Annotated in this window: 19 protein-coding genes; 16 read left to right on the top strand and 3 right to left on the bottom strand. The window is 40.1% G+C overall.

Annotation, left to right across the window (positions count from 1 at the left end; genetic code table 11):
• Window positions 1–87: 87 nt before the first annotated feature.
• Window positions 88–1968: a tRNA uridine-5-carboxymethylaminomethyl(34) synthesis enzyme MnmG gene (gene mnmG, locus NDN11_RS06355; RefSeq protein ID WP_251111116.1), complete on the bottom strand. Its 1881-nt coding sequence runs from the start codon at window positions 1966–1968 to the stop codon at window positions 88–90.
• Between the two features lie 252 nt (window positions 1969–2220).
• Here mnmG and NDN11_RS06350 point away from each other — a divergent pair, with 252 nt between their 5' ends.
• From NDN11_RS06350 to NDN11_RS06310, 9 genes are all read left to right on the top strand, one after another.
• Entirely contained in the window at window positions 2221–2592 is a 372-nt protein-coding gene (locus tag NDN11_RS06350; RefSeq protein WP_251111115.1) for a hypothetical protein, read from the top strand.
• Window positions 2593–2765: 173 nt separating this feature from the next.
• A complete protein-coding gene (prmA, locus tag NDN11_RS06345; protein ID WP_167248293.1) occupies window positions 2766–3671 on the top strand; it encodes a 50S ribosomal protein L11 methyltransferase in 906 nt (301 codons plus the stop codon).
• Window positions 3672–3685: 14 nt separating this feature from the next.
• Window positions 3686–4546, top strand: coding sequence for a DUF3426 domain-containing protein (locus tag NDN11_RS06340; RefSeq protein ID WP_251111114.1), 861 nt, complete (start codon window positions 3686–3688; stop codon window positions 4544–4546).
• Window positions 4547–4920: 374 nt separating this feature from the next.
• Entirely contained in the window at window positions 4921–5190 is a 270-nt protein-coding gene (gene fis / locus NDN11_RS06335) for a DNA-binding transcriptional regulator Fis (protein ID WP_001086304.1), read from the top strand.
• An 82-nt stretch (window positions 5191–5272) separates the two neighbouring features.
• A complete protein-coding gene (purH, locus tag NDN11_RS06330) occupies window positions 5273–6847 on the top strand; it encodes a bifunctional phosphoribosylaminoimidazolecarboxamide formyltransferase/IMP cyclohydrolase (protein WP_251111113.1) in 1575 nt (524 codons plus the stop codon).
• A gap of 185 nt (window positions 6848–7032) precedes the next feature.
• Complete coding sequence (gene purD / locus NDN11_RS06325) at window positions 7033–8319, top strand: phosphoribosylamine--glycine ligase (RefSeq protein WP_251111112.1); 1287 nt, start codon at window positions 7033–7035, stop codon at window positions 8317–8319.
• A gap of 612 nt (window positions 8320–8931) precedes the next feature.
• Window positions 8932–9807: a MetQ/NlpA family ABC transporter substrate-binding protein gene (locus NDN11_RS06320; RefSeq protein WP_167248289.1), complete on the top strand. Its 876-nt coding sequence runs from the start codon at window positions 8932–8934 to the stop codon at window positions 9805–9807.
• Window positions 9808–9879: 72 nt separating this feature from the next.
• Complete coding sequence (locus NDN11_RS06315) at window positions 9880–10908, top strand: methionine ABC transporter ATP-binding protein (protein WP_167248288.1); 1029 nt, start codon at window positions 9880–9882, stop codon at window positions 10906–10908.
• Window positions 10905–11600 carry a methionine ABC transporter permease gene (locus tag NDN11_RS06310; RefSeq protein WP_167248287.1) on the top strand — a complete coding sequence of 232 codons (696 nt, stop codon included), beginning with the start codon at window positions 10905–10907 and terminating at the stop codon, window positions 11598–11600. Before NDN11_RS06315 ends, NDN11_RS06310 begins: the two co-directional genes overlap by 4 nt.
• 56 nt (window positions 11601–11656) lie before the next feature.
• On the opposite strand, the gene NDN11_RS06305 is transcribed toward NDN11_RS06310, so the two are convergent.
• On the bottom strand, window positions 11657–12523 hold the full coding sequence (locus tag NDN11_RS06305; RefSeq protein ID WP_251111111.1) for an arginase family protein: 867 nt from the start codon (window positions 12521–12523) through the stop codon (window positions 11657–11659).
• A complete protein-coding gene (locus tag NDN11_RS06300; RefSeq protein ID WP_251111110.1) occupies window positions 12517–13503 on the bottom strand; it encodes a hypothetical protein in 987 nt (328 codons plus the stop codon). The genes NDN11_RS06305 and NDN11_RS06300 overlap by 7 nt, the downstream gene beginning before the upstream one ends.
• Before the next feature lie 367 nt (window positions 13504–13870).
• On the opposite strand from NDN11_RS06300, the gene gloB reads away from it, so the two are divergent.
• The 7 genes from gloB (at window position 13871) to NDN11_RS06265 (ending at window position 23893) form a co-directional block, all read left to right on the top strand.
• On the top strand, window positions 13871–14602 hold the full coding sequence (gloB, locus tag NDN11_RS06295; RefSeq protein WP_167248283.1) for a hydroxyacylglutathione hydrolase: 732 nt from the start codon (window positions 13871–13873) through the stop codon (window positions 14600–14602).
• A gap of 297 nt (window positions 14603–14899) precedes the next feature.
• Window positions 14900–15106, top strand: a complete 207-nt coding sequence (locus tag NDN11_RS06290) for a hypothetical protein (protein WP_004654498.1) — start codon at window positions 14900–14902, stop codon at window positions 15104–15106.
• A 299-nt stretch (window positions 15107–15405) separates the two neighbouring features.
• A complete protein-coding gene (gene ahcY, locus NDN11_RS06285; RefSeq protein ID WP_005189859.1) occupies window positions 15406–16788 on the top strand; it encodes an adenosylhomocysteinase in 1383 nt (460 codons plus the stop codon).
• A gap of 73 nt (window positions 16789–16861) precedes the next feature.
• On the top strand, window positions 16862–17698 hold the full coding sequence (gene metF / locus NDN11_RS06280) for a methylenetetrahydrofolate reductase [NAD(P)H] (protein WP_251111109.1): 837 nt from the start codon (window positions 16862–16864) through the stop codon (window positions 17696–17698).
• Window positions 17699–17720: 22 nt separating this feature from the next.
• A complete protein-coding gene (locus NDN11_RS06275) occupies window positions 17721–18440 on the top strand; it encodes a 16S rRNA (uracil(1498)-N(3))-methyltransferase (RefSeq protein WP_251111108.1) in 720 nt (239 codons plus the stop codon).
• Between the two features lie 114 nt (window positions 18441–18554).
• Entirely contained in the window at window positions 18555–21431 is a 2877-nt protein-coding gene (locus NDN11_RS06270) for a bifunctional diguanylate cyclase/phosphodiesterase (protein WP_251111107.1), read from the top strand.
• A 191-nt stretch (window positions 21432–21622) separates the two neighbouring features.
• Window positions 21623–23893: an NADP-dependent malic enzyme gene (locus NDN11_RS06265; protein WP_167248278.1), complete on the top strand. Its 2271-nt coding sequence runs from the start codon at window positions 21623–21625 to the stop codon at window positions 23891–23893.
• The last annotated feature ends 1 nt before the right edge of the window (window position 23894 follow it).

The raw sequence follows: 23894 nt of genomic DNA, 5'->3' as shown, positions 1-23894 counted from the left end.
AATATCGTCTATCGGACGATACACAAGAAAAAACACCCTTGTTAAAAAGGGTGTTTTTCACATCAATTTTGATTGAAACAGCAATAATTACGCTGACTTCTTCGCCATATTGTTTTTACGGATCGTAATCATCAACAATTGTACTGCTGCTGGTGTTACTCCAGGGATACGGCTTGCCTGTGCTAAGGTTTCAGGACGAACTGTTTTCAACTTCAAGGTAATTTCACGCGACAAACCTGAAATACCATCATATTCAAAATCAGTTGGAATTCTGGTTTCTTCAAGACGCTTTAATTGTGCAACATCTTCATGCTGACGATTAATATAGCCTTCATATTTCACCGCAATTTCAATTTGCTCACCCACATGTTCAGATACTTCTGAACCCGTTAATTCAGCAATTTGAGCAAAGTTGATATTTGGGCGTTTCAACAAATCAATCGCACTACATTCTTTACTGAGATCAGCGCCCGTCATTTCAACGAATTTTTTACCCATTGGGTTGTTTGGCGCAGCCCATAAATGTTGTAAGCGAGAGGTTTCACGCTCAACTGCTTCCATTTTTTCGCTATATGCAGCCCAACGCTCATCATCAACAAGACCAAGTTCACGACCAATTGAAGTTAAACGCTGATCCGCATTGTCTTCACGTAACATCAAACGGTATTCCGCACGTGAAGTAAACATACGATACGGTTCTTTGGTACCCAATGTAATCAGGTCATCAACCAATACGCCCATATAGGCTTGATCACGTTTTGGTGTCCATTCTTCTTGTTCCCACGCACGGCGAGCAGCATTCAAACCAGCAAGTAAGCCTTGTGCACCAGCTTCCTCATAACCTGTCGTACCATTGATCTGACCAGCAAAGTACAAGTTTTGAATTGCTTTCGTTTCAAGCGTGAATTTCAATGCTTGTGGATTGAAATAGTCATATTCAATCGCATAACCTGGACGCAAGATATGCGCATTTTCCATACCACGAATTGAACGCACTAAATTGAACTGCACATCGAAAGGTAAAGAAGTCGAGATACCATTTGGATACAACTCATGTGTATCTAAACCTTCTGGCTCCAAGAAAACTTGATGTGAATCTTTATCAGCAAAACGATGAATTTTGTCTTCAATCGATGGGCAATAACGCGGACCGACACCTTCGATCACACCGGTATACATTGGTGAACGATCTAAGCCACCACGAATAATTTCATGGGTTTTTTCACTGGTATGCGTGATATAACAGTTCACTTGTTCAGGGTGCATCGACGCGTCACCCATAAATGACATCACTGGTGATGGGAAATCACCAGGTTGTGGTGTCATGACAGAAAAATCAACTGTGCGTGCATCAATACGTGGTGGTGTGCCTGTTTTTAAACGACCAACTGGCAATTTAAGCTCACGCAAACGATGAGCCAATGCAATCGATGGTGGATCACCTGCCCGACCACCACTTGAATTTTGTAGACCAACGTGAATCACACCACCCAAGAATGTACCTGTTGTGAGGACCACTGTTTTAGCATCAAAACGGATGCCCATTTGGGTCACAACACCTTTAACGGTATCGCCTTCAACAATCAAGTCGTCTGCCGCTTGCTGGAAAATATCCAGATTCGCTTGATTTTCTAAAGTATCGCGAATTGCGGCTTTATAACGTACACGGTCCGCTTGCGCACGTGTTGCACGCACAGCCGCACCTTTACGAGAATTCAGAATACGGAATTGAATACCACCTTTATCCGCAGCAAGTGCCATTGCACCACCGAGTGCGTCGATCTCGCGGACAAGATGTGATTTACCAATACCACCAATCGCTGGGTTACAGCTCATCTGCCCCAAAGTCTCAATATTATGCGTTAACAATAATGTTTGTCTTCCCATACGTGCCGCAGCAAGTGCTGCTTCCGTACCAGCGTGACCGCCGCCAATTACGATAACGTCGTAAACTTTAGGATAGTGCATAGTGGTAAATGTGTATTCAAAAAATGACAGAGCATTATACAGGAGTTTTCCATTAAATTGGCAAAAACCATCAATATTCTTGGCGATTCCAAGCCTCTGTTCTGACTACAGAATATACAAAAAGAAACCTTGTGTTGCATTTTTCTCTTATAGCTCACACAGCGATTCATCACTATTAACTGGAACACCACTGTTTTATCTGTTCAGTTTCTTATCCTAAAAAGTGCATAACAAATACTTTAGGAAAATGATATGAACACAAAGCTTTTATTTTCATCTCTTATTTGTGGCCTATGTTTTAGCGTAGCTGCACATGCAAATACCAAAACAACGCAGGATCAACAAACCAAAAAATATCAGCAGGCTTGTAAAGGCAAAAAGCAAGGTGATCCGGTTTCATTTGCATATAAAGGCGTTGTTTTCAATGGGGCTTGTCAAGCAGATGAAGCTGGCAAATTAGCCTTTCAGCCACCTACACCGGCGTCAAATACTGCGGCAGATACGCAAAGTCGCATATCTGAAACCCAATCAGCGCCTAGACCAGTGAGTAGTGCACCGATTGAGGCGCCTCCTGTAGCTCCAGCACCACCTGCTGTACCTGATGTTGAACAAACAGCACCTTAAATATTAATACGATAAAGAAGGTCTAACATGACCTTCTTTATATAAAAACAATAGAATAGATACGATTAGCGTAGGATATTTCATCTTAAAATTGTAATCTGTCTATTTTATAATCCCTTTAACAAGCACTAATCTATTACAATAAGCACAAATACATTTATTTAGGTTTTCCTGTGAACTGGCTACAAATTCATATTACTGTTGATCAAAATCAAGTTGAACTGACCGAAACATTACTCCTATCCTTAGGTGCGGTAAGTGTCACTTTAGATGATGCAGAAGATCAAGCCTTACTTGAGCCATTACCAGGGGAAACACCACTTTGGAATAAAGTCATCGTAACCGGTATTTACCAACAAGAAGAAGATGACCCAATTGATGTAGATACACTAGAAGCATTCTTAAAAGTACAACTTCCAGATGTTCCTATGCGCCATGAATACTTGGAAAACCAAGTTTGGGAACGCGCTTGGATGGATTATTACGAACCGATTCAAATTGGTGAAAAATACTGGATCGTACCAGAATGGTTAGAACCACCTGAAGCCGATGCAACCAATATTAAGCTTGATCCAGGTCTAGCTTTTGGTACAGGCAACCATGCAAGTACCTTCTTATGCTTACAATGGTTAGGTAAAACAGATGTAAAAGATAAGATCGTGATCGACTATGGTTGTGGTTCAGGTATTTTAGGTGTTGCAGCCCTATTACTTGGTGCTAAAAAGGTATATGCGACAGATATTGACCCACAAGCCGTTCTCGCTACAAAACAAAACGCAGAATTAAATGGTGTACTGGATCGTCTTTATGTAGGATTACCAGAAGAGTTTGATCAAGAATTTAAATCACAACAAGCAGACGTCCTTGTCGCAAATATTTTAGCGGCACCTTTAATGGCGCTTGCGCCTGAATTCTCAACTTTATTAAAAAATGAGGGTGAGTTCGCACTTGCTGGTGTAATCGAAGAGCAAGTTGCTGATGTTTCTAGTGTTTACTCACAGTTTTTTGATATATTAGAGATCGAAAAGCGTGAAGAAAACTGGTGTCGCATTTCAGGAAAACGTAAAACAACAATTTGAGAATATTGTTCCTTATGAGTGAAAAACAAACCCGCTGCCCTAAATGTTCAACTGTGTACAAAGTGACCCTTTCACAACTCAGTGTTGCACAGGGTATGGTTTGTTGCCCCAAATGCGTCATTAACTTTAACGCATTAACCAATTTATTAGAATCTGAAAGTGAGTCGCTTCCGACACCGATCAATCGCTCACTTTTTTCTTCGATTCAACCAGATAGCTCATTTGCAGAAAAACAAATGCAAATTTTGAGTATCTTCGATCAAAAAATTGAAAATTCAAATATTGATTTATTGACCTATCTCAATAACCTTAATTATTTCAATACCGAACCAGTTACTGCCCTACCCAATTTAAATCTTTCCGAAGATGCCTTACAAATTGACCATGAGAATAATGATAAACAACATGGTTGGTTGTATTACACACTTTGGGGACTTGGCAACATTGCTTTGATTCTAGTGTTTGCTTTTCAAATTTTGTGGTTCAACCCGAAACTGATGCATGAAAGCCCTGCTCTAAATCAGATCTTTAATTATGCTTGTGGCATTTTTTCGTGTAAAACCAGTAATGACCAATACAAATATCTCAGTTTTGAGAAAGTAAAAATTAAACGTGGAGAAAAAGACGCGACTGTCTTTTCAGGTGTGCTTCTGAATCATCACGAGAATAGTGTCATGCTTCCTTCTATTAAGGTGGTACTCAAACAAAATGATGATGCGGTGTTTAACGTTATGTTAAAACCACAAGACTATTTAGTGGACAGCTTAAAAACTATTCAACGCATTCCATCGAACAGCCCATTTCGCTTCGAATTTACCCTTCCAAAAAGCAAAAATAGCTTCAATGACTATAGTTTAGAATTTGTACAGCCCTAAAAGCTCAAAAAAGTGACAAAAAAACAAAAAAAAGTGCAGTTAATTTGCTCACTTTTTCGCTGACAGTGGTATGATACGCGCCACGAATGCTTGACCCACTTACTCCTCGTAATTTATAGACAATAAAATCGTTAAACGAACTGTGCTTCTATCCAATAAGCGCATTGTTGGTTTTTTTGTTTTTAAAAGTAGGCGGTAACAAATATTTAACTATTGTTACGCTTATTTTTTACACAACTCGAGGATTTGTGGCAAGCTAATAGTCCTTTTGTTTTAGAGTCACTGTTTTAGGATCTAAAACAGGACTCACTAATTTTAGACCACATTTATATCACTTTACCCAAGTGATATTTTGATTTTTCGGATTAACACGCATGAATAGCAAATCTCCTATTTTTACGGCTCAATCTGATGTCGCTCTTCGCATCCATGTAGATCGCGCAGTTCGTCATTATTTTGCACAATTGCAAGGTGAGCAACCATCTCAAGTTTATGACATGGTTTTAGCAGAAATGGAGAAACCTCTTTTATCTGTGGTCTTAGAATATACTCGCGGTAATCAAACACGTGCTGCTGAGATTTTAGGCCTTAACCGCGGAACTTTACGCAAAAAATTAAAAGCTCACGGTTTAATGAGTGAATAATTGATAAAATGCTCACGTTCTCGTGGGCATTTTTTTTGCCTTTTATTTTTAATCTGTAGACTTCAAACTGTTGACTAAAATCATGACTATCAAACGTGCTTTAATCTCTGTTTCAGACAAAACTGGAATCGTTGAATTTGCTCAAAATCTTGCAGCTCTAGGGGTAGAAATTTTATCTACGGGCGGTACATATAAGTTGCTTAAAGACAACAATATCGCCGTAGTAGAAGTTTCTGAACATACAGGTTTTCCTGAAATGATGGATGGTCGTGTAAAAACACTACACCCAAAAATTCATGGAGGCATCTTAGCTCGTCGTGGTCTGGACGAAGCAGTGATGCAAGAACACAACATCGATCCGATTGATCTGGTGATTGTAAACCTGTATCCATTTGCAGCAACAGTAGCAAAACCAAACTGTTCACTTGCAGATGCAATCGAGAATATCGACATCGGTGGTCCGACGATGGTTCGTGCCGCTGCAAAGAACCATGCCTCTGTGGGTATTATTGTAAATGCATCTGACTACGATACCGTTGTGGCTGAATTAAAAGCCAATGGTAGCTTGTCTTATGAAACACGTTTCGACTTAGCTGTAAAAGCATATGAGCACACTGCACAATACGATGGCATGATTGCATCTTATTTAGGCGCACGTGTTGGTAAAACTGAAGGCGAGGCTGATTTATTCCCGCGTACTTTCAATACCCAACTGAATAAAGCACAAGATTTACGTTATGGTGAAAACCCTCATCAAAACGCAGCTTTCTATGTTGAAGCAAACGCAAAAGAAGCGTCGGTTTCAACTGCGAAGCAATTACAAGGTAAAGAATTATCTTATAACAATATTGCGGATACCGATGCAGCACTTGAATGCGTGAAATCATTTGCAAAACCTGCCTGTGTCATCGTTAAACATGCCAACCCATGTGGTGTTGCGGTTTCACTTGATGGCATTAAAGCTGCTTATGATCTTGCGTATGCAACCGATCCTGAATCTGCCTTCGGTGGCATCATTGCATTCAACCGCGAATTAGATACAGCAACTGCGCAAGCGATTGTAGATCGTCAATTCGTTGAAGTGATTATTGCACCGAGCATCGCGGATGGTGTACTTGAAATCACTGGCGCGAAAAAGAATGTCCGTGTGCTCGTGTGCGGTGAGCTTCCAGCAATCGATGCTCGTGCAGCACAACTTGACTATAAGCGCGTGAATGGCGGCTTATTGGTTCAAGACCAAGACTTAGGCATGATCACCAAAGATGATCTTAAAGTTGTGACCAAACGCGCACCAACTGAGCAAGAAATTGATGACCTTATTTTTGCATGGAAAGTTGCAAAATATGTGAAATCAAATGCAATTGTCTATGCCAAAAACCGTCAAACCATTGGTGTAGGTGCAGGTCAAATGAGCCGCGTCAACTCAGCACGTATTGCAGCAATTAAAGCTGAACATGCTGGCTTAATCGTTGAAGGCGCAGTCATGGCCTCTGATGCATTCTTCCCATTCCGTGACGGTATTGATAATGCGGCCAAAGCTGGTATCAAGTGCATTATCCAACCGGGTGGTTCTATGCGCGATGAAGAAACCATTGCTGCGGCTGATGAAGCTGGCATCGCTATGGTATTCACAGGTATGCGTCACTTCCGTCATTAAATGATTTGAGTCTCTAACGCAAATCCCCCTAAATCCCCCTTTATAAGAAGGGGGACTTACTTTTTCACTCAAACTAAAAAGCATGTATCCCTCTTTCTCAAAGCGGGGTTTGAGGGAGATTCTGGGGGACTTTTTTATTCTGAACAGGTATATTCTTAAATACGGAAAAAGGAAATAACTTAATAATGAATATTTTAGTTTTGGGTAGCGGTGGCCGTGAACATGCACTTGCATGGAAAATCGCACAAGATGCAAAAGTCACTCAAGTATTCGTTGCACCGGGTAATGCAGGGACAGCAACAGAAGACAAGTGTAAAAATATTGAGCTCGATATTTTAGACAATCCAGCCATTATTGAATTTGCTAAGGCAAATGATGTTGCTCTGGTCATTGTGGGTCCAGAAGCGCCATTAGTGAATGGTGTGGTGGATGCTGCACGTGAAGCAGGTCTAAAAATCTGGGGACCAACCCAGTACGCTGCGCAGCTTGAAGGCTCTAAAGCATTTGCCAAGCACTTCTTAAAACGTCATAACATCCCAACAGCTTTTTATGATGTATTTACAGAAGTTGATGCTGCTAAAGCCTATATTGAACACCACGGTGCGCCCATCGTGATCAAAGCAGATGGTCTAGCTGCTGGTAAAGGTGTAATCGTTGCAATGAGCAACGAAGAAGCTTTTGCTGCAATTGACGATATGCTTGCAGGTAATAAGTTTGGCGATGCTGGTTCACGTGTTGTCATCGAACAGTTCCTAGCGGGTGAAGAAGCCAGCTTTATCTGTATGATTGATGGTAATAACATCTTGCCAATGGCAACTTCACAAGACCATAAACGTATCTTCGAAGGTGATCAAGGTCCAAACACGGGTGGTATGGGTGCTTACTCTCCTGCTCCTGTGGTAACTGCCGAAGTATTTGAACGTGTCATGAATGAAGTGATGCGCCCGACTGTTGATGGTATGGCAGCAGATGGTCATGTTTATACTGGCTTCTTATATGCTGGCTTGATGATTGATGAGCAAGGTCAACCACGTGTGATCGAGTTCAACTGCCGCTTTGGCGATCCTGAAACTCAACCAATCATGATGCGCTTAAAATCATCTTTGGTGGATTTAGTGGAAGCAGGTATTGCAGGTAACTTACCAAGCGAAGCTGAATGGGATGAGCGCAAATCTATCGGCATCGTGCTTGCCGCTGGCGGGTATCCTGAAACAGTTCGTAAAGGTGACGTGATTTCAGGTCTTGGTCAATCTCCAGAAGACACCAAGATTTTCCATGCAGGCACGGCAATGAGCGCAGATGGTCATGTCATTACTGCTGGTGGTCGCGTACTTTGTGTGACTGCATTGGGTGATACTGTGCTTGAAGCACAAATCAATGCCTTAGAAGTTTGTGGCCAAGTCACATTTACGGGGATGCAATACCGTAGTGATATCGGTTACCGTGCTATTGCACGTGAAAAAGCTGAATAAGCGACTTCACATCAAAAAGCCTTCTTCGGAAGGCTTTTTTATTCCTTAAATAGCATAAATTCAACTTCTATATTCATTATTTAAATATAAAATTCAGAAAAATATATATTTATTATTTAATTGATGCATATTTTTATATATTTTGAAAAATTCATAAAACTATCATCCATTTATATTTACTTGGAACATAATTTTCTTCAAATAATCAGTCTCTTATACGCAATAGTACAATCCTTCCCCCTATAACCCATACTCAATTGTTGATATGATTGCCGCAATTTTAGATGTTGTTTTTATGTTAACTTCATATTCTTTTTCATTATTTTCAAATGATTAGAATATTTAATCTAACAAAACAAATTGCAGCTAAATCCAAATTTGATTAGAAAATAGGGTGTGTTATTCATTTTTTTTCATTTCTGGCATACAGAGTGGGCACATGAATATTCATTCATTTTTCTAGTGTTGTGGAAAGGACTCTAGTTCAAACTTCAAGAATAATTGACATGATTGTTTGAGGCCGATGCCAATTTACAACATACAAACCTATTGCAATCATTAATGCTAGAGAAATGCTGATTTTCTCGACATTATTCCGATTAGGATTTATACATGAAAAAGCTGATTAGTCTTTTTTTAAGTGTATCTGTTGTATTACTTGCGGCATGCAGTAAACAACCTGATACTGCATCGACCGAACAAAAAGGTGATGCTGCTGCATTACAAACTGTTGTAATTGCTTCTACTGGTTCAGATGCTGATATCTGGCGTTATATTGCAACTTTGCCTGAAACCAAAGCTGCTGGCGTTAAACTTGAAATTAAAAACTTCACTGATTATGTTGCAATGAATACCGCTGCAGCAAATAAAGAAGTCGATTTGAATGCATTCCAATCTTATGCTTACCTTGTTGCATTCAATGCTGCAAATAAAGACAAGATTGCACCTGTTTCAACCACTTATTTAGAGCCTATGGGGATCTACTCAAGTAAAGTGAAAAAGGTTGAAGAGTTTGCTGAAGGTGCAACTATTGCCATTCCAAATGATGGTGCAAACGAATCACGTGCTTTATTACTTTTACAAAGTGCTGGCTTGATCAAGTTAAAAGCTGACTTTGATCCTGTGAAAGGCACCCCTGCTGACATTATCGAAAACAGCAAGAAAATCGTGATCAAACCAATTCAAATGGCAACGGCAGTTCGTGTTAAAGACGAAGTTGATGCGATTTTATTGGGTAATACACTTGCGATGGAAGGCGGTTTAAACGTACTTAAAGATGCGGTTTTCTATGAGCCAATCGACCAAAGTACCAAGTTAAATGTAAACGTTTTGGCAACGGCTGAATCTCGTAAAGATGATCCTGTGTTACAAAAGGTTGGCGCGCTTTACCACACTGAAGCAGTCAAGCAATATGTTCAAGAACATTTTGCAGGTACTAAAGTTGACGTAAACAAACCAACGAGCTACCTCACTGAAGCGAATTCGTAATATAATACCCTCAAATAAAACAGGCAAAGTGATTTTGCCTGTTTTTTCTTTTCTGCCATAGTATTGACGAACATGATCCAATTTAAAAACATTTCGAAACACTATCAGTTGAAAGGTCAAACGATCAATGCGTTGGATCAGATCAATTTAGAGATCCCTGACGGTAGTATCTTTGGCATTATCGGCTATAGTGGTGCAGGTAAAAGTACACTTATCCGTTTGATTAATTTACTTGAGCGCCCAACTCAGGGACAAGTCATCATTAATCAAAAAGACTTTACTGCAATGGATGCACGCACACTTCGTCAAGAACGTGCAAATATCGGCATGATCTTTCAGCACTTCAATTTACTTCAAACCAAAACTGTGTCTGAAAATATTGAAATGCCACTTAAGCTATTAGGTCATAGCAAAGCTGAGCGTGAAAAACGACTAGTTGAACTCTTAGATTTTATTGATTTAAAACATAAAAAAGATGCCTACCCTGACGAACTTTCAGGCGGGCAAAAACAACGTGTCGGGATTGCTCGTGCATTGGCAAATCATCCAAAGATCTTACTCTGCGATGAAGCCACCTCAGCACTTGATCCACAAACCACCAAATCAGTTTTGGCTTTATTAAAAAAGATTAACCAAGAACAAAATATCACCATTGTGATGGTGACCCATGAAATGGATGTGATTGAATCCGTTTGTGATTATGTTGCGGTGATGGAAGCCGGTCATGTGATTGAAACAGGCCCAACATTAGATATTTTTAGTCAGCCTCAACACCCAACCACTAAAACCTTTATTCAAACCGTTTTGCAACAGCAGTTGCCGATCAATATTCTGAATAATCTTGAGCACAAACACCATAATAGTATTTATAGCCTGCAGTTTTTGGGTACATCGGCACAAGAAACTGTGATTCAGGCAGCGATTAAGCAGTTTGATATCAGTTTAAATATCCTATTTGCCAACATGACCGAAATTAATGGCACAGTGATTGGACAAATGTTTATCCAACTGCTGGGCGACCCGCTTATGATCCAAGAAACGGTAAAGTTCCTTGAGCTTCAAGGTGTGAAAGTTGAACAGTCTGGAGTGGTTAGCCAATGAGAGATTTAATTGTACAATGGCTGACTCAAGTCACAGCACCATTTTGGCATAGCTCGCTTTCAATTGACCAGTTTGTTACAGCGCTACAAGAAACCTTTCAAATGGTGTTCTTCTCTTTGCTATTTGGCTGCATTTGGGGCTTAATCCAAGGCATTACCTTAGTGGTTACCCGTACAGGTGGTATCTTACAAAATCGTGCGATTTATTATTTTCTCAATCCGATTGTAAATGCCTTACGCTCCCTTCCCTTCATTATCCTTTTAATTGCTGTGATCCCATTAACCAAAATATTGGTAGGTACATCAATTGGAACATGGGCAGCGATTGTACCCTTAACCATTTATGTCGGCCCATATTTAGGTCGTTTAATTGAAACTTCGTTACTTGAAGTGAATGAAGGCATTGTCGAATCCGCTCAGGCAATGGGTGCTTCGCCTTGGCAAATTATCTTTAAATTTATTATCCCTGAAGCACGTAGCTCTCTGATTCTGAATTTAACCACAGGTACGATCTCGCTCATCGGTGCGACAGCGATGGCGGGTGCTGTTGGTGCGGGTGGTATTGGTGACTTGGCGATTTCTTATGGTTACCAACGTTTTGACACCAGTGTGGTGATTTTAACCGTGATCGTGTTATTGCTACTGGTGCAGTTCGTGCAAATGCTAGGCGATTGGTTGGCTAAATTACGCTAATCAACTGCTTCATAAAAAACGCTCAATTGAGCGTTTTTTTATGTCTTGCTCTTTTACTAGGGAAAATAGATTTCATTCGCTGCCTTAAAGGTATTTACATGCAAAGGTACCAAATCATCCAGTACTTGATAGCCACCTGCCAACACAAACAACATTGGGATTTTCATTTTCTTGGCCATTTCAAAGACAATGCGATCACGCTCGAATAACAATTCAGTGCTAAACCACTTTGAACCATATTTATCATGCTGATGGCAGTCCATCCCCGCCTGATAAATCATCAGATCCGTCTCCCAACGGGAGGCATATTGAAAAGCTTCAAAAATCGCCTCACGATATAAATCAAAATTGCCTTGTTTGGGATGAATATAACGCGTCAGACTGCGATCACCAGCCTTACAACCGAAACGAATGCCAAAAATCCCAAAGTTCAGCAAATTAGTCATACGATTGGTGAAAATCGCAGTCCCATCACCGCCATGCTGATCACAATCCAAAACAAAGATCCGTTTTTCTGGATATTGCTTTGCCACCAAGGCCAAGCCATTGAACGTACAATAGGCAGCACCGGATTCATAACTGGCATGATGAAAGCCTTGGGCAATATTGGCAGCAATACCTTCTTTCAAGGCAATTTCCGCCCCGACCAATTGCCCTGCCTGTACTGCCAGAATTGCATCACGAAGCTGTTCATTCCACGGCTTAAACCCTTGTATCGTTGCAAATGCAGACTGTCCTGACAAAAATGCTTCAACATACTGTGGATTGTGTAATTTCTTTAACAGTTCAACATCAATACTACCAGGGTCTATCAGTTCAACCATCTGCTGAGCACGTAACACATCCGCGACAGCAGTCAGTTTTTCCATACTATTGGTATGCGTTTGCGCATAATAGCGTGGAGAGTAACAAGCTTTTAGCATGGATGTCCTACATAAATTTGATCTTGGGCAATATCCATGAGTTGGCTCAATTCGGTTGTATCAGGTCTAAATAATCCATTATCGATCTGTTGTTTAAAATGATAACCAAAGGCACGTGCACGATTTTCAGGAGACACGGCCAAAGTGGTCAAGCGTAAAAACCAAAAGCCATTCATCTCAGCACTTGGAATCACGTAGCCTTTATATTGCTTATTTTTATGCTTAGCGAGTTGCTCAATGTCATAACTGGCTGAAAATAAACTACCCGCAGGTAAACGCACCCCATTCATCATCAAAGGCACCAGACTGATACAGGAATGATTATCCCCCATGTTCAGTTTTTCCATCATGATTGGTTGCTGCTGTGTATCGACAAAAATATTGATTTCGCCCTGCCTTAATAAACGATGATGTGCAATACGCAAAAAGAATTTCTCAGCCATCGGACAAGAACCGACTTTAGGTTTTTCCTCTAAGGCCTGACACTCAATCATTTCAAGACTTCTTGCATCTTGAGGCAGGATAATGTCAGTCAGTAACTGGCAAATCAATTTGCTTTCTTCGAGTTGGGTATATTGATGAATGTTTCTGAGTGTGGCTTGAAAATCGACTTGCTGCTGTAAGCTCTGCGCAAAGCTCTCTTCTGGATTTAAACGCTGCAAGCACTTTTGAACGTCTAAATTGATATCTAAATTTCGCCACGTCTCTAACTCTAAGCCATAAGATGAGCTTTGATTAAGAATATTACGTAAAGCTTTGGTTTCATATTCTTCAAAAATGCGTAAATCCTGAAACCCAACTGGATCTCGAACTTGAGAAATAAACTCCGCAATAACACGTGTCGCTTGCGTATAGCCACAGCCCCGTCTTTCAGTTTGATGGCTAAAATGCTCATTCAACATTTCAGTAAGCTTGGCAGAGAGTGGATATAAATATTTTTTAAAAATAATGACCACTTCATGATCGATCATTTCAGACATAATTCCCTCTCTTATTCTTCTGATTTATCACTTATCACCCATTGCAAAGAATCTGTATTTCTCTTATTAAATCTAATTATTGATATTGTTTAGCTTTAATTAAGTGTTTCTATATAAATAAAGATGAATATAAATCATTAACTTATCTAATATTCACTTCATCTTCATTGAAAATATGGTACTTGTCAACGATAAAGATATCGACTGAACTTTGCTGTCAAAATATGCCCTAAAAAGTCATTAAGCCGCGCTCCTAATCAACACGACTTTTGCACTAGATTGCATTTACACTTACACTAGAAACAGGCACTCACTATGAGTACCCAATCCGCAATAACCACATGAAACAAAGATTTAGGATTCGGCTATGCATTATAAGATTCATGCAATTGACGTAAAAAATGCCTTAAAAAACTATATTTGGTTATTGGAAGATACAGATACACAAGAAGTTGTTGCGATCGATCCAACAGAAGCCAGCTTAGTCATTGAGTTTTGCCAGCAACACCAATTGCAACTGAAGCAAATTTGGTTGACCCATTGGCATAAAGATCATACAGGTGGAGTTGAAGGTTTACTCGCCGATCAGAATATAATGGTCTACGGTCCACGCGATGAATTGAGTAAAATTTCCCTGATCTCCAACCCATTACAAAATGATGATCACTTTCATTTCAATGATCTAAACGTTGAAATTATTGCGACGCCAGGTCACACCCTAGGGCATATTACTTATTTCATTGAAAAACTAGAGACGCTGTTTAGTGGTGACACCTTATTTGCAATGGGCTGTGGTCGATTGTTTGAAGGCACTGCCGAACAAATGTATCACTCTTTAAATCGACTGGCTGCCTTACCTATTCAAACTAAAGTATATTGCACGCATGAATATACCCTTGCCAATGCAGAATTTGCCCTCACCGTTGAACCAGACAATATGGCATTACAGCAGCGGTTAGAGCAGGTCAAAGCTCTAAGAGCAGCAGATCAAATCACCCTGCCAAGTACCATTGAATTAGAACTTGAAACCAACCCCTTTTTACGTACAGAAAGTGCTGAAGATTTTGCACGTATCCGCAGTTTGAAAGACCAGTTCTAAATAAACGCATTAAATTTAAACGATTCATTTTCCATTTTTGTTAAAAGTGGAAAATGAAATTATTTTTTACATTTATCCTGCGCCATTTATAAAAAAAAGGAGTTTATTTTTTAAAATATCAGAATTAAATAATCAAACAAAATCAAAAATATAAACAAACAGCAGATAAGTTTCTCTCTATAAAAATTACGCTAAATTTACATTACTTACATGTGGAAAAATAAATCTATGCAATCCCCCTTTAAAAAAATTTAACCGACCCTTATTAATATTTACATGTTCACAAGGAGATCTGTCATGAAAAACAGAGTTGTTAAAGCAAAAAACGTATTGGCTTTCCGTATTTGGTTAGAAAAATTAGGCTATTCAGTTAAAAATCTGACAGATAACCGTGGTTTTACATTCAGCTTTAAAAAAGAATATGGTCTAGTCACATGTGACTTATCTGGTAATGCTTTAGCAATGCAGCTTGGCGAAGAATTCGAAGATCATTTAAAAGCATAATGACAAATTTTCTGATCGTTCAGGGTTTCAAAGGGATTTGGAATCCTGATTGCTAAGAATCAATATTTAAACATTTCTCCCCTTCTATTTAATCCCTCATTTTCTAACCATTTCGTACAAATTTTCATTGGAACCAACTCAATTTCCAAGTATCATTATGCCCAGTCGAGGGATGCTGCGACAATTGATCGGCACTAAAGATCAATTTGCCAGGCTCGACGATCGGTTAGACATTCGTTTTAACCAACAACGGCATCCGCGAACAGAATGATCCATACTATTTTTTCTAGGAGATCCTGATGAACGCGGTGAATGCTTCATTTACAGATTATAAAGTTGCTGATATTTCCCTTGCTGACTACGGTCGTAAAGAGATCAAACTTGCTGAAGCAGAAATGCCAGCTTTGATCGGCTTACGTAAGCGTTATTCAGCTGCTAAACCACTTGCTGGTGCTAAAATTTTGGGTTGTATTCACATGACAATCCAAACAGCTGTTCTTATTGAAACATTGGTTGAGCTTGGCGCAGAAGTACGTTGGACCTCTTGCAACATCTTCTCTACTCAAGACCATGCTGCTGCTGCCATTGCTGCAAGCGGTGTTCCTGTATTCGCTTGGAAAGGTGAAACTGAAGAAGAATATGTATGGTGTTTAGAGCAGCAGATCAATGTCAATGGTCAGCCTTGGGATGCCAACATGATCTTGGACGATGGCGGCGACTTAACTGCACTTGTTCATGACAAATACCCTGCACTTTTAGAGCGTATCCACGGTATTACTGAAGAAACTACTACAGGTGTACAACGCCTATTAGAAATGTGGAAAGATGGTTCGCTTAAAGTACCAGCGATCAACGTGAATGATTCAATCACGAAATCAAAAAATGACAATAAATACGGTTGCCGTCACTCATTAAACGATGCCATCAAACGTGCGACTGACATGTTACTTTCTGGTCGTCGTGCACTTGTAATCGGTTATGGTGACGTAGGTAAAGGTTCTGCGCAGTCTTTACGTCAAGAAGGCATGATCGTTCGTGTAACTGAAGTTGATCCAATTTGTGCAATGCAAGCATGTATGGATGGATATGAAGTTGTATCTCCATATAAAAATGGCGTACAAACTGGCAAAAAAGAAGACATTAACCAAGACTTATTGGGCAATACTGATCTTGTTGTGACCACAACTGGTAACTACCATGTGTGTGACTCTGCAATGTTAGATAGCTTAAAAGCGGGTGCTGTAGTGTGTAACATCGGTCACTTCGATACAGAAATCGACACTGCATACCTCCGTGGTTATAAGTGGGTTGAAGTGAAGCCTCAAGTCCACCAAGTGTATCGTTCAGAAGATGAAAACAACTACTTAATTCTTCTTTCTGAAGGTCGCTTAGTGAACTTAGGTAATGCAACAGGTCACCCTTCACGTGTGATGGATGGTTCATTTGCAAACCAAGTCTTAGGTCAAATGCATTTATTTGCTGAAAAATTTGCTGACTTACCTGCTGAGCAAAAACAAGCTGCAATTCGTGTAGAAGTACTTCCTAAGAAATTAGATGAGGAAGTAGCTGCTGCAATGGTTCTTGGTTTTGGCGGTGTATTAACCCAATTAACGCAAGTACAAGCAGATTACCTTGGCGTTCCTGTTGAAGGTCCGTTCAAATCTGACGCTTATAAATATTAAGAAAATCAGGGCAGACGTTTTACGGACTGCCCTTTTTTCTAAAATTTCCAAGCGATTTTAAAAAGGATTTGAAATGACAAAGCGTGTTCCTATTTCTTTTGAATTTTTCCCACCTAAAACAGATGCGGGCGCGGAAAAATTAAAACTTGTTCATCAAGAATTACAATTATTAAATCCAGAATTTTTCTCGATTACCTATGGTGCGGGTGGTTCGACACGTGAACGTACTTTAGCTGCGATTAGTGACTTTAACGGCAAAGGTACACCAGTTGCGCCTCACCTCTCATGTATTGGTGATGACAAAGCACGTATTGCTGAACTCTTAGATTTATATAAATCTCAAGGGATTGATCGTATTGTCGCTTTACGTGGCGATTTGCCTTCAGGTCAGGTCGGCCTAGGTGAGCTGCCTTATGCACAGGACTTAGTCCGCTTTATTCGTGAGCATTCAGGCGATCACTTCCACATTGAAGTTGCCGCATATCCTGAAATGCATCCTCAAGCTGAGACTTTTGATGGTGACATTCAACGTTTTGTTGAAAAAGTAAATGCAGGCGCGAATGCAGGCATTACTCAATTTTTCTTCAATCCAGATGCTTATTTCTACTTTATTGAGCGCATTGCCAAAGCTGGCGTGAATATTCCAGTTGCACCAGGTATTATGCCGATCACCAATGCAAGCAACTTGATCCGCTTTGCAGATGGTACAGGTGCAGAAATTCCACGTTGGATCCGTAAGCAACTCGCAGCGTATGGCGATGACAGTGCAAGTATCAAAGCATTTGGTCACGAAGTGATTGTAAAACTTTGCGAACGCTTGATTGTTGGTGGTGCACCTACCCTACACTTTTATTCAATGAACCAAACCGAACCGACTCGACAACTTGTTGTCGATCTTGGTTTAAACTAATTTGTACGAGCACGACCCAAGCATGAATCGTTTTTATATCGAAACTGAATTAAACACTGGCAATACCATTGAATTAACTGAATCGGTATTTCACCATTGGGTCCGTGTACTGCGTGCAAAAGAGCAAGAACAAGCCATCTTTTTCAATGGAAAAGGTGGTGAATATGTCGTTACCCTGATAGAAATCAACAAGAAAAATGCCTTTGTTTCTGTAGACCAGTTTGATCCAGCCGATCGTACCGCACCATTCCGTGTTGTGTTGGGTCAGGTGATGAGTAAAGGTGATCGCATGGATTATGCGATTCAGAAAGCCACTGAATTGGGAGTGGCGAGCATTCAACTGCTCACCAGTGAACGTTGTGAAATGCGTTTAAAGTACGATCGTGATCAGAAGAAAATAGATCATTGGCAATCAGTCGCCATAGCCGCTTGTGAGCAATGTGGCATGAACCGTGTTCCTCAAGTTTTGCCACCAATCAGCTTAACTGAATGGCTGAATTCCGAATTACCACATTCGCGCTTTGTACTGGCTCCAAACAAAGACCAAGACAATGTCTTACTCGACAGTTCACCAGATATTGCACTATTGATTGGCCCAGAAGGTGGCTTGAGTGAAGCTGAGATTCACTTGGCTAATCAACATCAATTTAAAAACTGGTGCATTGGTGATCGTGTTTTAAGAACTGAAACCGCTCCTGTCGTTGCCTTGTCAATTTTAAATTATCACTTCTCATTGAGCTAAGTACTTGGCATTGCTTTCTGTGATGTTTAGCGCTAATTTAAATTAAGCTCCGTCTGTTTACAAAAAAACAAAGACTGTGAATATAGATAAAAAATTAAAAGGATTATTCTTTGTATGTTAGGGGTTCAGGACAAAAATTTGCCACAGTTTATCTATACAGACCAAATTGATTATCCAAATCACGTACGTTTATTCGTCTTAAGCGTATTTTGTATTTGTCTGTTAGATTATGCGCTATTTGGTATTTTTTACTCTTTTGAATCCAACATTTTTACAACATGGATGAGTATCACCCTCATCCTTTTGTTCAGTTTTACCTGTATTTGTCATTTCTTATTAAAACGTTATTCCTCAGTTCGTTATAGCAACCAGACCAATATCATTTTCCAACTGATCTGTTTCTTTACTGGCTTGCTGATTGGGGTAAATACCATTGTCATCAATCATTATTTGTCAGTCGATATCCCGCATTTGATTGGGTCGCATGTGCTAACCCTCACGGCTTTATTGCTCACTGCTTCCCATATCATTGCACTGACGTTTTTAACCCAACATATTCGCTACTTTTTCTTATTTTTTATCCCAAGTATTGCCCCCTTAATCATCTCACAGCTTTTGCATCGAGACCACGACCATACCCTGTTCTATCTGGCTTATTATTCCTCATTTTTTGCCACCGTACTCTGCGCGCAAGTGACCTATAAAATTCATAAACGCTTGGCCTTGGTTTTAGATAAAAATAAACAACTGATTGACGTGGCTGAGCAGCATAACCAATGGACTGAAGAACTGTGTCAGCAACTACAACGCGAAGTAAATAAGTCCAAAGATATTGAAGCGCAACTACAATTCAACAACCACCTGTTGGAACAAAAAGTTCGTGAGCGTACGTTTGATCTCACACAAATGAATGAAAGCTTAGAAGAGCATCGTCAAAACTTAAGCTTTGCTCACGAAACTGCTGGTATCCGCCCTTGGGACTGGAATCTTGAAAATCATACCGTTGGTGTGACCAATGCACATAGTCAGGCCGTTACCCGCCATTCTGAAAACCATTACACTCTGTTGCATAAAATCATTCATCCTGATGATATCGAACGAGTAAAAAATACCTTATATAATCATTTATGTGGTCAAACCAAACGTTACGAAGAAACATTTAGAATTAAACGCCATAATGGTGAATGGACTTGGATTCACGATGTTGGACAGGTAATTTTAAGAGATCCAAAAGATGACACCCCTTTACGCATGGTAGGTATCCATCGCGATATTAATCAGGAAAAGAAAGATCAAGAGCGCTTAAAACTTGCTGCCAGCGTATTTGAGCAAGCCTCAGAAGGTATTTTTATTTTAGATGAAAACTTTAACTATGTTGAAGTCAATCCTAAATATGAACAGCTGACAGGAATGGATAAACAGGCCATCATCGATAAACAGTTATTTGAAATTACCAAGCAAAATAAGCAACATCATCATAATTTTCATTTATCGATTCTCGATACCCTACGTGAAGAACAGGAATATGAAGGTGAATTTCAAGAAACCTATAGTTCTGAAAAATCTTGTTTTTTATGGATTCATATCAATGCTGTGAAAGATGAACAAGAGCGTGTTATCAATTATATTGGGATTGTTTCAGATCAAACCGAACGTAAACATCAAGAGCAACGCCTTTCTTATCTGACCAATTACGATACGCTTACCGATCTACCCAACCGGTTTTATTATCAGCAGCAATTGCACCAGTATTTAGTCAATGAAGCATCGATCCAACATTTAGCTGTCATTCGTTTAAATATAGACCGTTTCCGTGCCCTGAATGAAATTATTAGCAATCAAGCAGGTAATGAGCTGTTGAAACAAGTGGCACAACGTCTGCGCATTAGTAATATTGATGCCTTATTGGTCGCACACTTAAGCGCTGATGATTTTGCGATTATCTATGAAATTTCGCCACTACATCCACCGATTCATCAACTGTGCAATAATATCGTTGAAGCCTTTAGCAAACCATTTTACCTTGCAGATCAAGAATACTTCGTCAGTATTTCGATTGGTGTCGCTATATATCCAGAACATGGACGCCAAGTTGACAACTTAAATACTCATGCTGAACAAGCACTGACTGAGGCCAAACGCTTAGGTGGGAATACCATTCGCTACTATTCCAATGAAAGAGCAAATTTTGTTGCCAAATATACAGATTTAGAGCTCGATCTGAGAAAAGCCATTCAGAATAACGAGCTAGTTGTATACTATCAGCCAAAGATTAATGCGCATAATCATCAAATTAATGGTTTTGAAGCCCTAATCCGTTGGAAGCATCCAACCAAGGGGCTGATCATGCCAAACATTTTCATTCCTTTAGCGGAAAGTACCAGCCTGATTTCTGATATTGGACAACTAGTTTTGCATGAAGCGGCAAAGCAACTGCAAACATGGCAAAAACTTGGTTTTAACAATATCAATATCGCAGTCAACATCGTGGCACAGCAAATTTTACGCGGCCAACTGTTGCATGATATTGATGCTGTATTAAATACTTACGAGATCTCAGGCAAAAATCTGGAATTGGAAATTACTGAATCTGCCTTTATCGAAAATACCGACAGTGTCAAAACGGTGTTGAATGCCATTAAAGAACGCCAGATTTCGATCGCACTGGATGACTTCGGTACAGGCTACTCTTCTCTTGCTTACCTCACCGAATATCCAATTGACATTTTAAAAATTGATCGTGCTTTTATCTCGAAAATTGGTAATGCAAAACAAGATGCGATCGTTAATGCCATGATTGCCATGGGCAAAACCATTGGCTTAAAAGTTGTGGCTGAAGGTGTTGAGACAGAACAGCAATATGAGTATTTAAAACGACAAAATTGCGACATATTACAGGGTTACTTATTTTCACAACCGCTGACATCAACTCATGCAACAGAATACCTGCAAAAACAAAAGCAGCAGTCAACCGCAAGATATTCCATTTAAACGTGAATTTTAACCTTTTTTACTGTTTATTTTTCACTGAATAGCAACTGTCAATATGCATGTGGTTCAGTGAAAATAAGCTTTTTTGACTGTGCGAAAGCATGAACTAGTGCTATATTCTTGTGCACTTATCTTAATATCGTAATTAGACAGCTAGATGTCTGATTATTATCGGAACAAATGAGACTCAGATGGACGATCAATCTTTAAAACAAGCCGCTTTGTATTACCATGAATTTCCAACCCCAGGAAAAATCAGTGTGACACCTAGCAAGCAGCTCGTTAACCAACGAGATTTAGCGCTTGCCTACTCACCTGGTGTTGCTGCGCCATGTTTGGAAATCGAACGTGACCCTTCTGCCGCTGCAAAATATACAGCGCGCGGTAATCTGGTTGCTGTCGTGAGTAATGGTACAGCCGTGCTTGGTTTGGGAAATATTGGTCCACTCGCGTCTAAACCCGTGATGGAAGGTAAAGGCGTTCTGTTCAAAAAGTTCGCTGGTGTTGATGTATTTGATATCGAAATTGATGAAAATGATCCAGACAAGATCGTTGATATCGTTGCTGCACTAGAGCCGACTTTTGGTGGCATCAACTTAGAAGATATCAAAGCACCAGAATGTTTCTACATCGAGAAGAAACTTCGCGAACGTATGAAAATTCCTGTGTTCCATGATGACCAACATGGGACCAGTATTATCGTCGGTTCAGCATTGCTCAATGCCTTGCAACTGGTGAATAAAAAAATTGATGAAATTAAAATTGTAGCGTCTGGTGCAGGTGCAGCAGCACTTTCATGCTTAGACTTACTTTGTGCTTTAGGTGTCAATAAAGCCAATATCGTTGTTGCTGACTCACGTGGTCTACTCACTACTTCACGTGAAGGATTGGATGAATCGAAAAAACGTTATGTGCAAGACATTCAAGCAACACAATTGCATGAAGTGATGGCTGGCGCAGACATGTTCTTGGGTCTTTCAGCAGCAGGTATCTTAACCAAAGAAATGGTTAAGGAAATGGCTGAAAATCCAATTATTTTTGCACTTGCAAACCCAGATCCTGAGATTTTACCTGAACATGCACACGAAGTTCGTCCAGATGCAATCATGGCAACAGGACGTTCAGACTATCCAAACCAAGTGAACAACGCACTTTGCTTCCCTTACATCTTCCGTGGTGCATTGGATGTTGGTGCGACCACCATTAATGAAGAAATGAAGATTGCTTGTGTACATGCAATTGCACGCATGGCACATGTTGAAGCAGATGCTGCAACCTATGGTGAAAAATCAGCTTCATTTGGTCGTGACTATTTAATCCCTCGCCCACTTGATCAACGTTTGATTTTAGAAATCGCGCCTGCCGTAGCGAAAGCTGCAATGGACTCTGGCGTAGCAACACGCCCGATTGAGGATTTTTCTGCATATCGTCAACGTCTTTCTGAGTTTGTTTATAACTCAGCATTCTTGATGAAACCAATCTTCTCACAAGCGAAAACAGATCCAAAACGTATCGCGTATGCTGAAGGTGAAGATCAACGTGTATTACGTGCTGTTCAGATTGTGGTAGATGAAGGCTTAGCGAAACCAATTCTGATTGGTCGTACTGCCGTGATTGAAGACAATATCAGAAAGTTAGGTTTACGCTTGCAACATGGTGTGAACATTGAAATCGTCGATCAGGAGAAGAATCCTTCGTACGATGATTTTTGGAAAGAATACCATCAAATCATGCAACGCAAAGGTGTGACGGTTGAATATGCGCAACGTGAAGCACGTCGCCGTTCTACACTTATCGCGGCAATGTTGGTTAAATTTGGCAAAGCTGATGGTATGTTGTGTGGTACTTACTCAAGCTATGACATTCACTTAGATTTCGTCAAAAACGTAATTGGCTTAAAAGAAGGTCGCAGCACGTTCTTTACGCTAAATGCATTGATGCTTGAAGATCGCAATTTATTTATTGCTGATACTTATGTAAATACCAATCCAACAGCGGCTCAACTGGCTGAAATGACCATTTTAGCGGCTGAAGAAGTGCGCCGTTTCGGTATTACACCACGCGTGGCTCTGCTTTCTCACTCAAGCTTCGGTAGCGACCAAACGGATGCAAGCGCTCAAAAAATGCGCGAAGTTTATCGTCTACTTTCAGAACAGGCACCTGAGTTAGAAGTTGAGGGTGAAATGCATGGTGATGCAGCATTAGATGAAAATATTCGTCATTTTGCATTCCCGAACTCACGCTTCAAAGGTTCAGCTAACTTGTTGATTATGCCGAACCTAGATTCAGCCAATATTTCATTCAATTTGTTAAAAGCAACTTCTGGTAATAATGTGACCATAGGTCCTATTTTATTGGGTGCTGCAAAACCTGTTCATATTCTTACACCTACAGCGACAACTCGTCGTTTGGTGAATATGACAGCATTAACGGTTGCCGAAATTCAGCAAGGTCAAAACTAAG

The organism is Acinetobacter sp. C26M, assembly GCF_023702675.1.
Taxonomy (GTDB): Bacteria; Pseudomonadota; Gammaproteobacteria; order Pseudomonadales; family Moraxellaceae; genus Acinetobacter.
The sequence above is the reverse complement of the archived record's forward strand: the minus strand, read 5'-3'. Positions and strand labels throughout refer to the sequence as shown.

Bases quoted from the DNA above. Each gene is read 5' to 3' on its own strand.
- NDN11_RS06340 (WP_251111114.1), top strand. From the start codon at position 3,686: ATGAGTGAAAAACAAACCCGCTGCCCTAAATGTTCAACTGTGTACAAA.
- metF (WP_251111109.1), top strand. From the start codon at position 16,862: ATGACAAAGCGTGTTCCTATTTCTTTTGAATTTTTCCCACCTAAAACA.
- NDN11_RS06275 (WP_251111108.1), top strand. From the start codon at position 17,721: ATGAATCGTTTTTATATCGAAACTGAATTAAACACTGGCAATACCATT.
- NDN11_RS06310 (WP_167248287.1), top strand. From the start codon at position 10,905: ATGAGAGATTTAATTGTACAATGGCTGACTCAAGTCACAGCACCATTT.
- NDN11_RS06300 (WP_251111110.1), bottom strand. From the start codon at position 13,503: ATGTCTGAAATGATCGATCATGAAGTGGTCATTATTTTTAAAAAATAT.
- NDN11_RS06265 (WP_167248278.1), top strand. From the start codon at position 21,623: ATGGACGATCAATCTTTAAAACAAGCCGCTTTGTATTACCATGAATTT.
- purD (WP_251111112.1), top strand. From the start codon at position 7,033: ATGAATATTTTAGTTTTGGGTAGCGGTGGCCGTGAACATGCACTTGCA.
- mnmG (WP_251111116.1), bottom strand. From the start codon at position 1,968: ATGCACTATCCTAAAGTTTACGACGTTATCGTAATTGGCGGCGGTCAC.
- NDN11_RS06305 (WP_251111111.1), bottom strand. From the start codon at position 12,523: ATGCTAAAAGCTTGTTACTCTCCACGCTATTATGCGCAAACGCATACC.
- NDN11_RS06290 (WP_004654498.1), top strand. From the start codon at position 14,900: ATGAAAAACAGAGTTGTTAAAGCAAAAAACGTATTGGCTTTCCGTATT.
- NDN11_RS06270 (WP_251111107.1), top strand. From the start codon at position 18,555: ATGTTAGGGGTTCAGGACAAAAATTTGCCACAGTTTATCTATACAGAC.
- NDN11_RS06320 (WP_167248289.1), top strand. From the start codon at position 8,932: ATGAAAAAGCTGATTAGTCTTTTTTTAAGTGTATCTGTTGTATTACTT.
- ahcY (WP_005189859.1), top strand. From the start codon at position 15,406: ATGAACGCGGTGAATGCTTCATTTACAGATTATAAAGTTGCTGATATT.
- fis (WP_001086304.1), top strand. From the start codon at position 4,921: ATGAATAGCAAATCTCCTATTTTTACGGCTCAATCTGATGTCGCTCTT.
- NDN11_RS06350 (WP_251111115.1), top strand. From the start codon at position 2,221: ATGAACACAAAGCTTTTATTTTCATCTCTTATTTGTGGCCTATGTTTT.
- purH (WP_251111113.1), top strand. From the start codon at position 5,273: ATGACTATCAAACGTGCTTTAATCTCTGTTTCAGACAAAACTGGAATC.
- gloB (WP_167248283.1), top strand. From the start codon at position 13,871: ATGCATTATAAGATTCATGCAATTGACGTAAAAAATGCCTTAAAAAAC.
- NDN11_RS06315 (WP_167248288.1), top strand. From the start codon at position 9,880: ATGATCCAATTTAAAAACATTTCGAAACACTATCAGTTGAAAGGTCAA.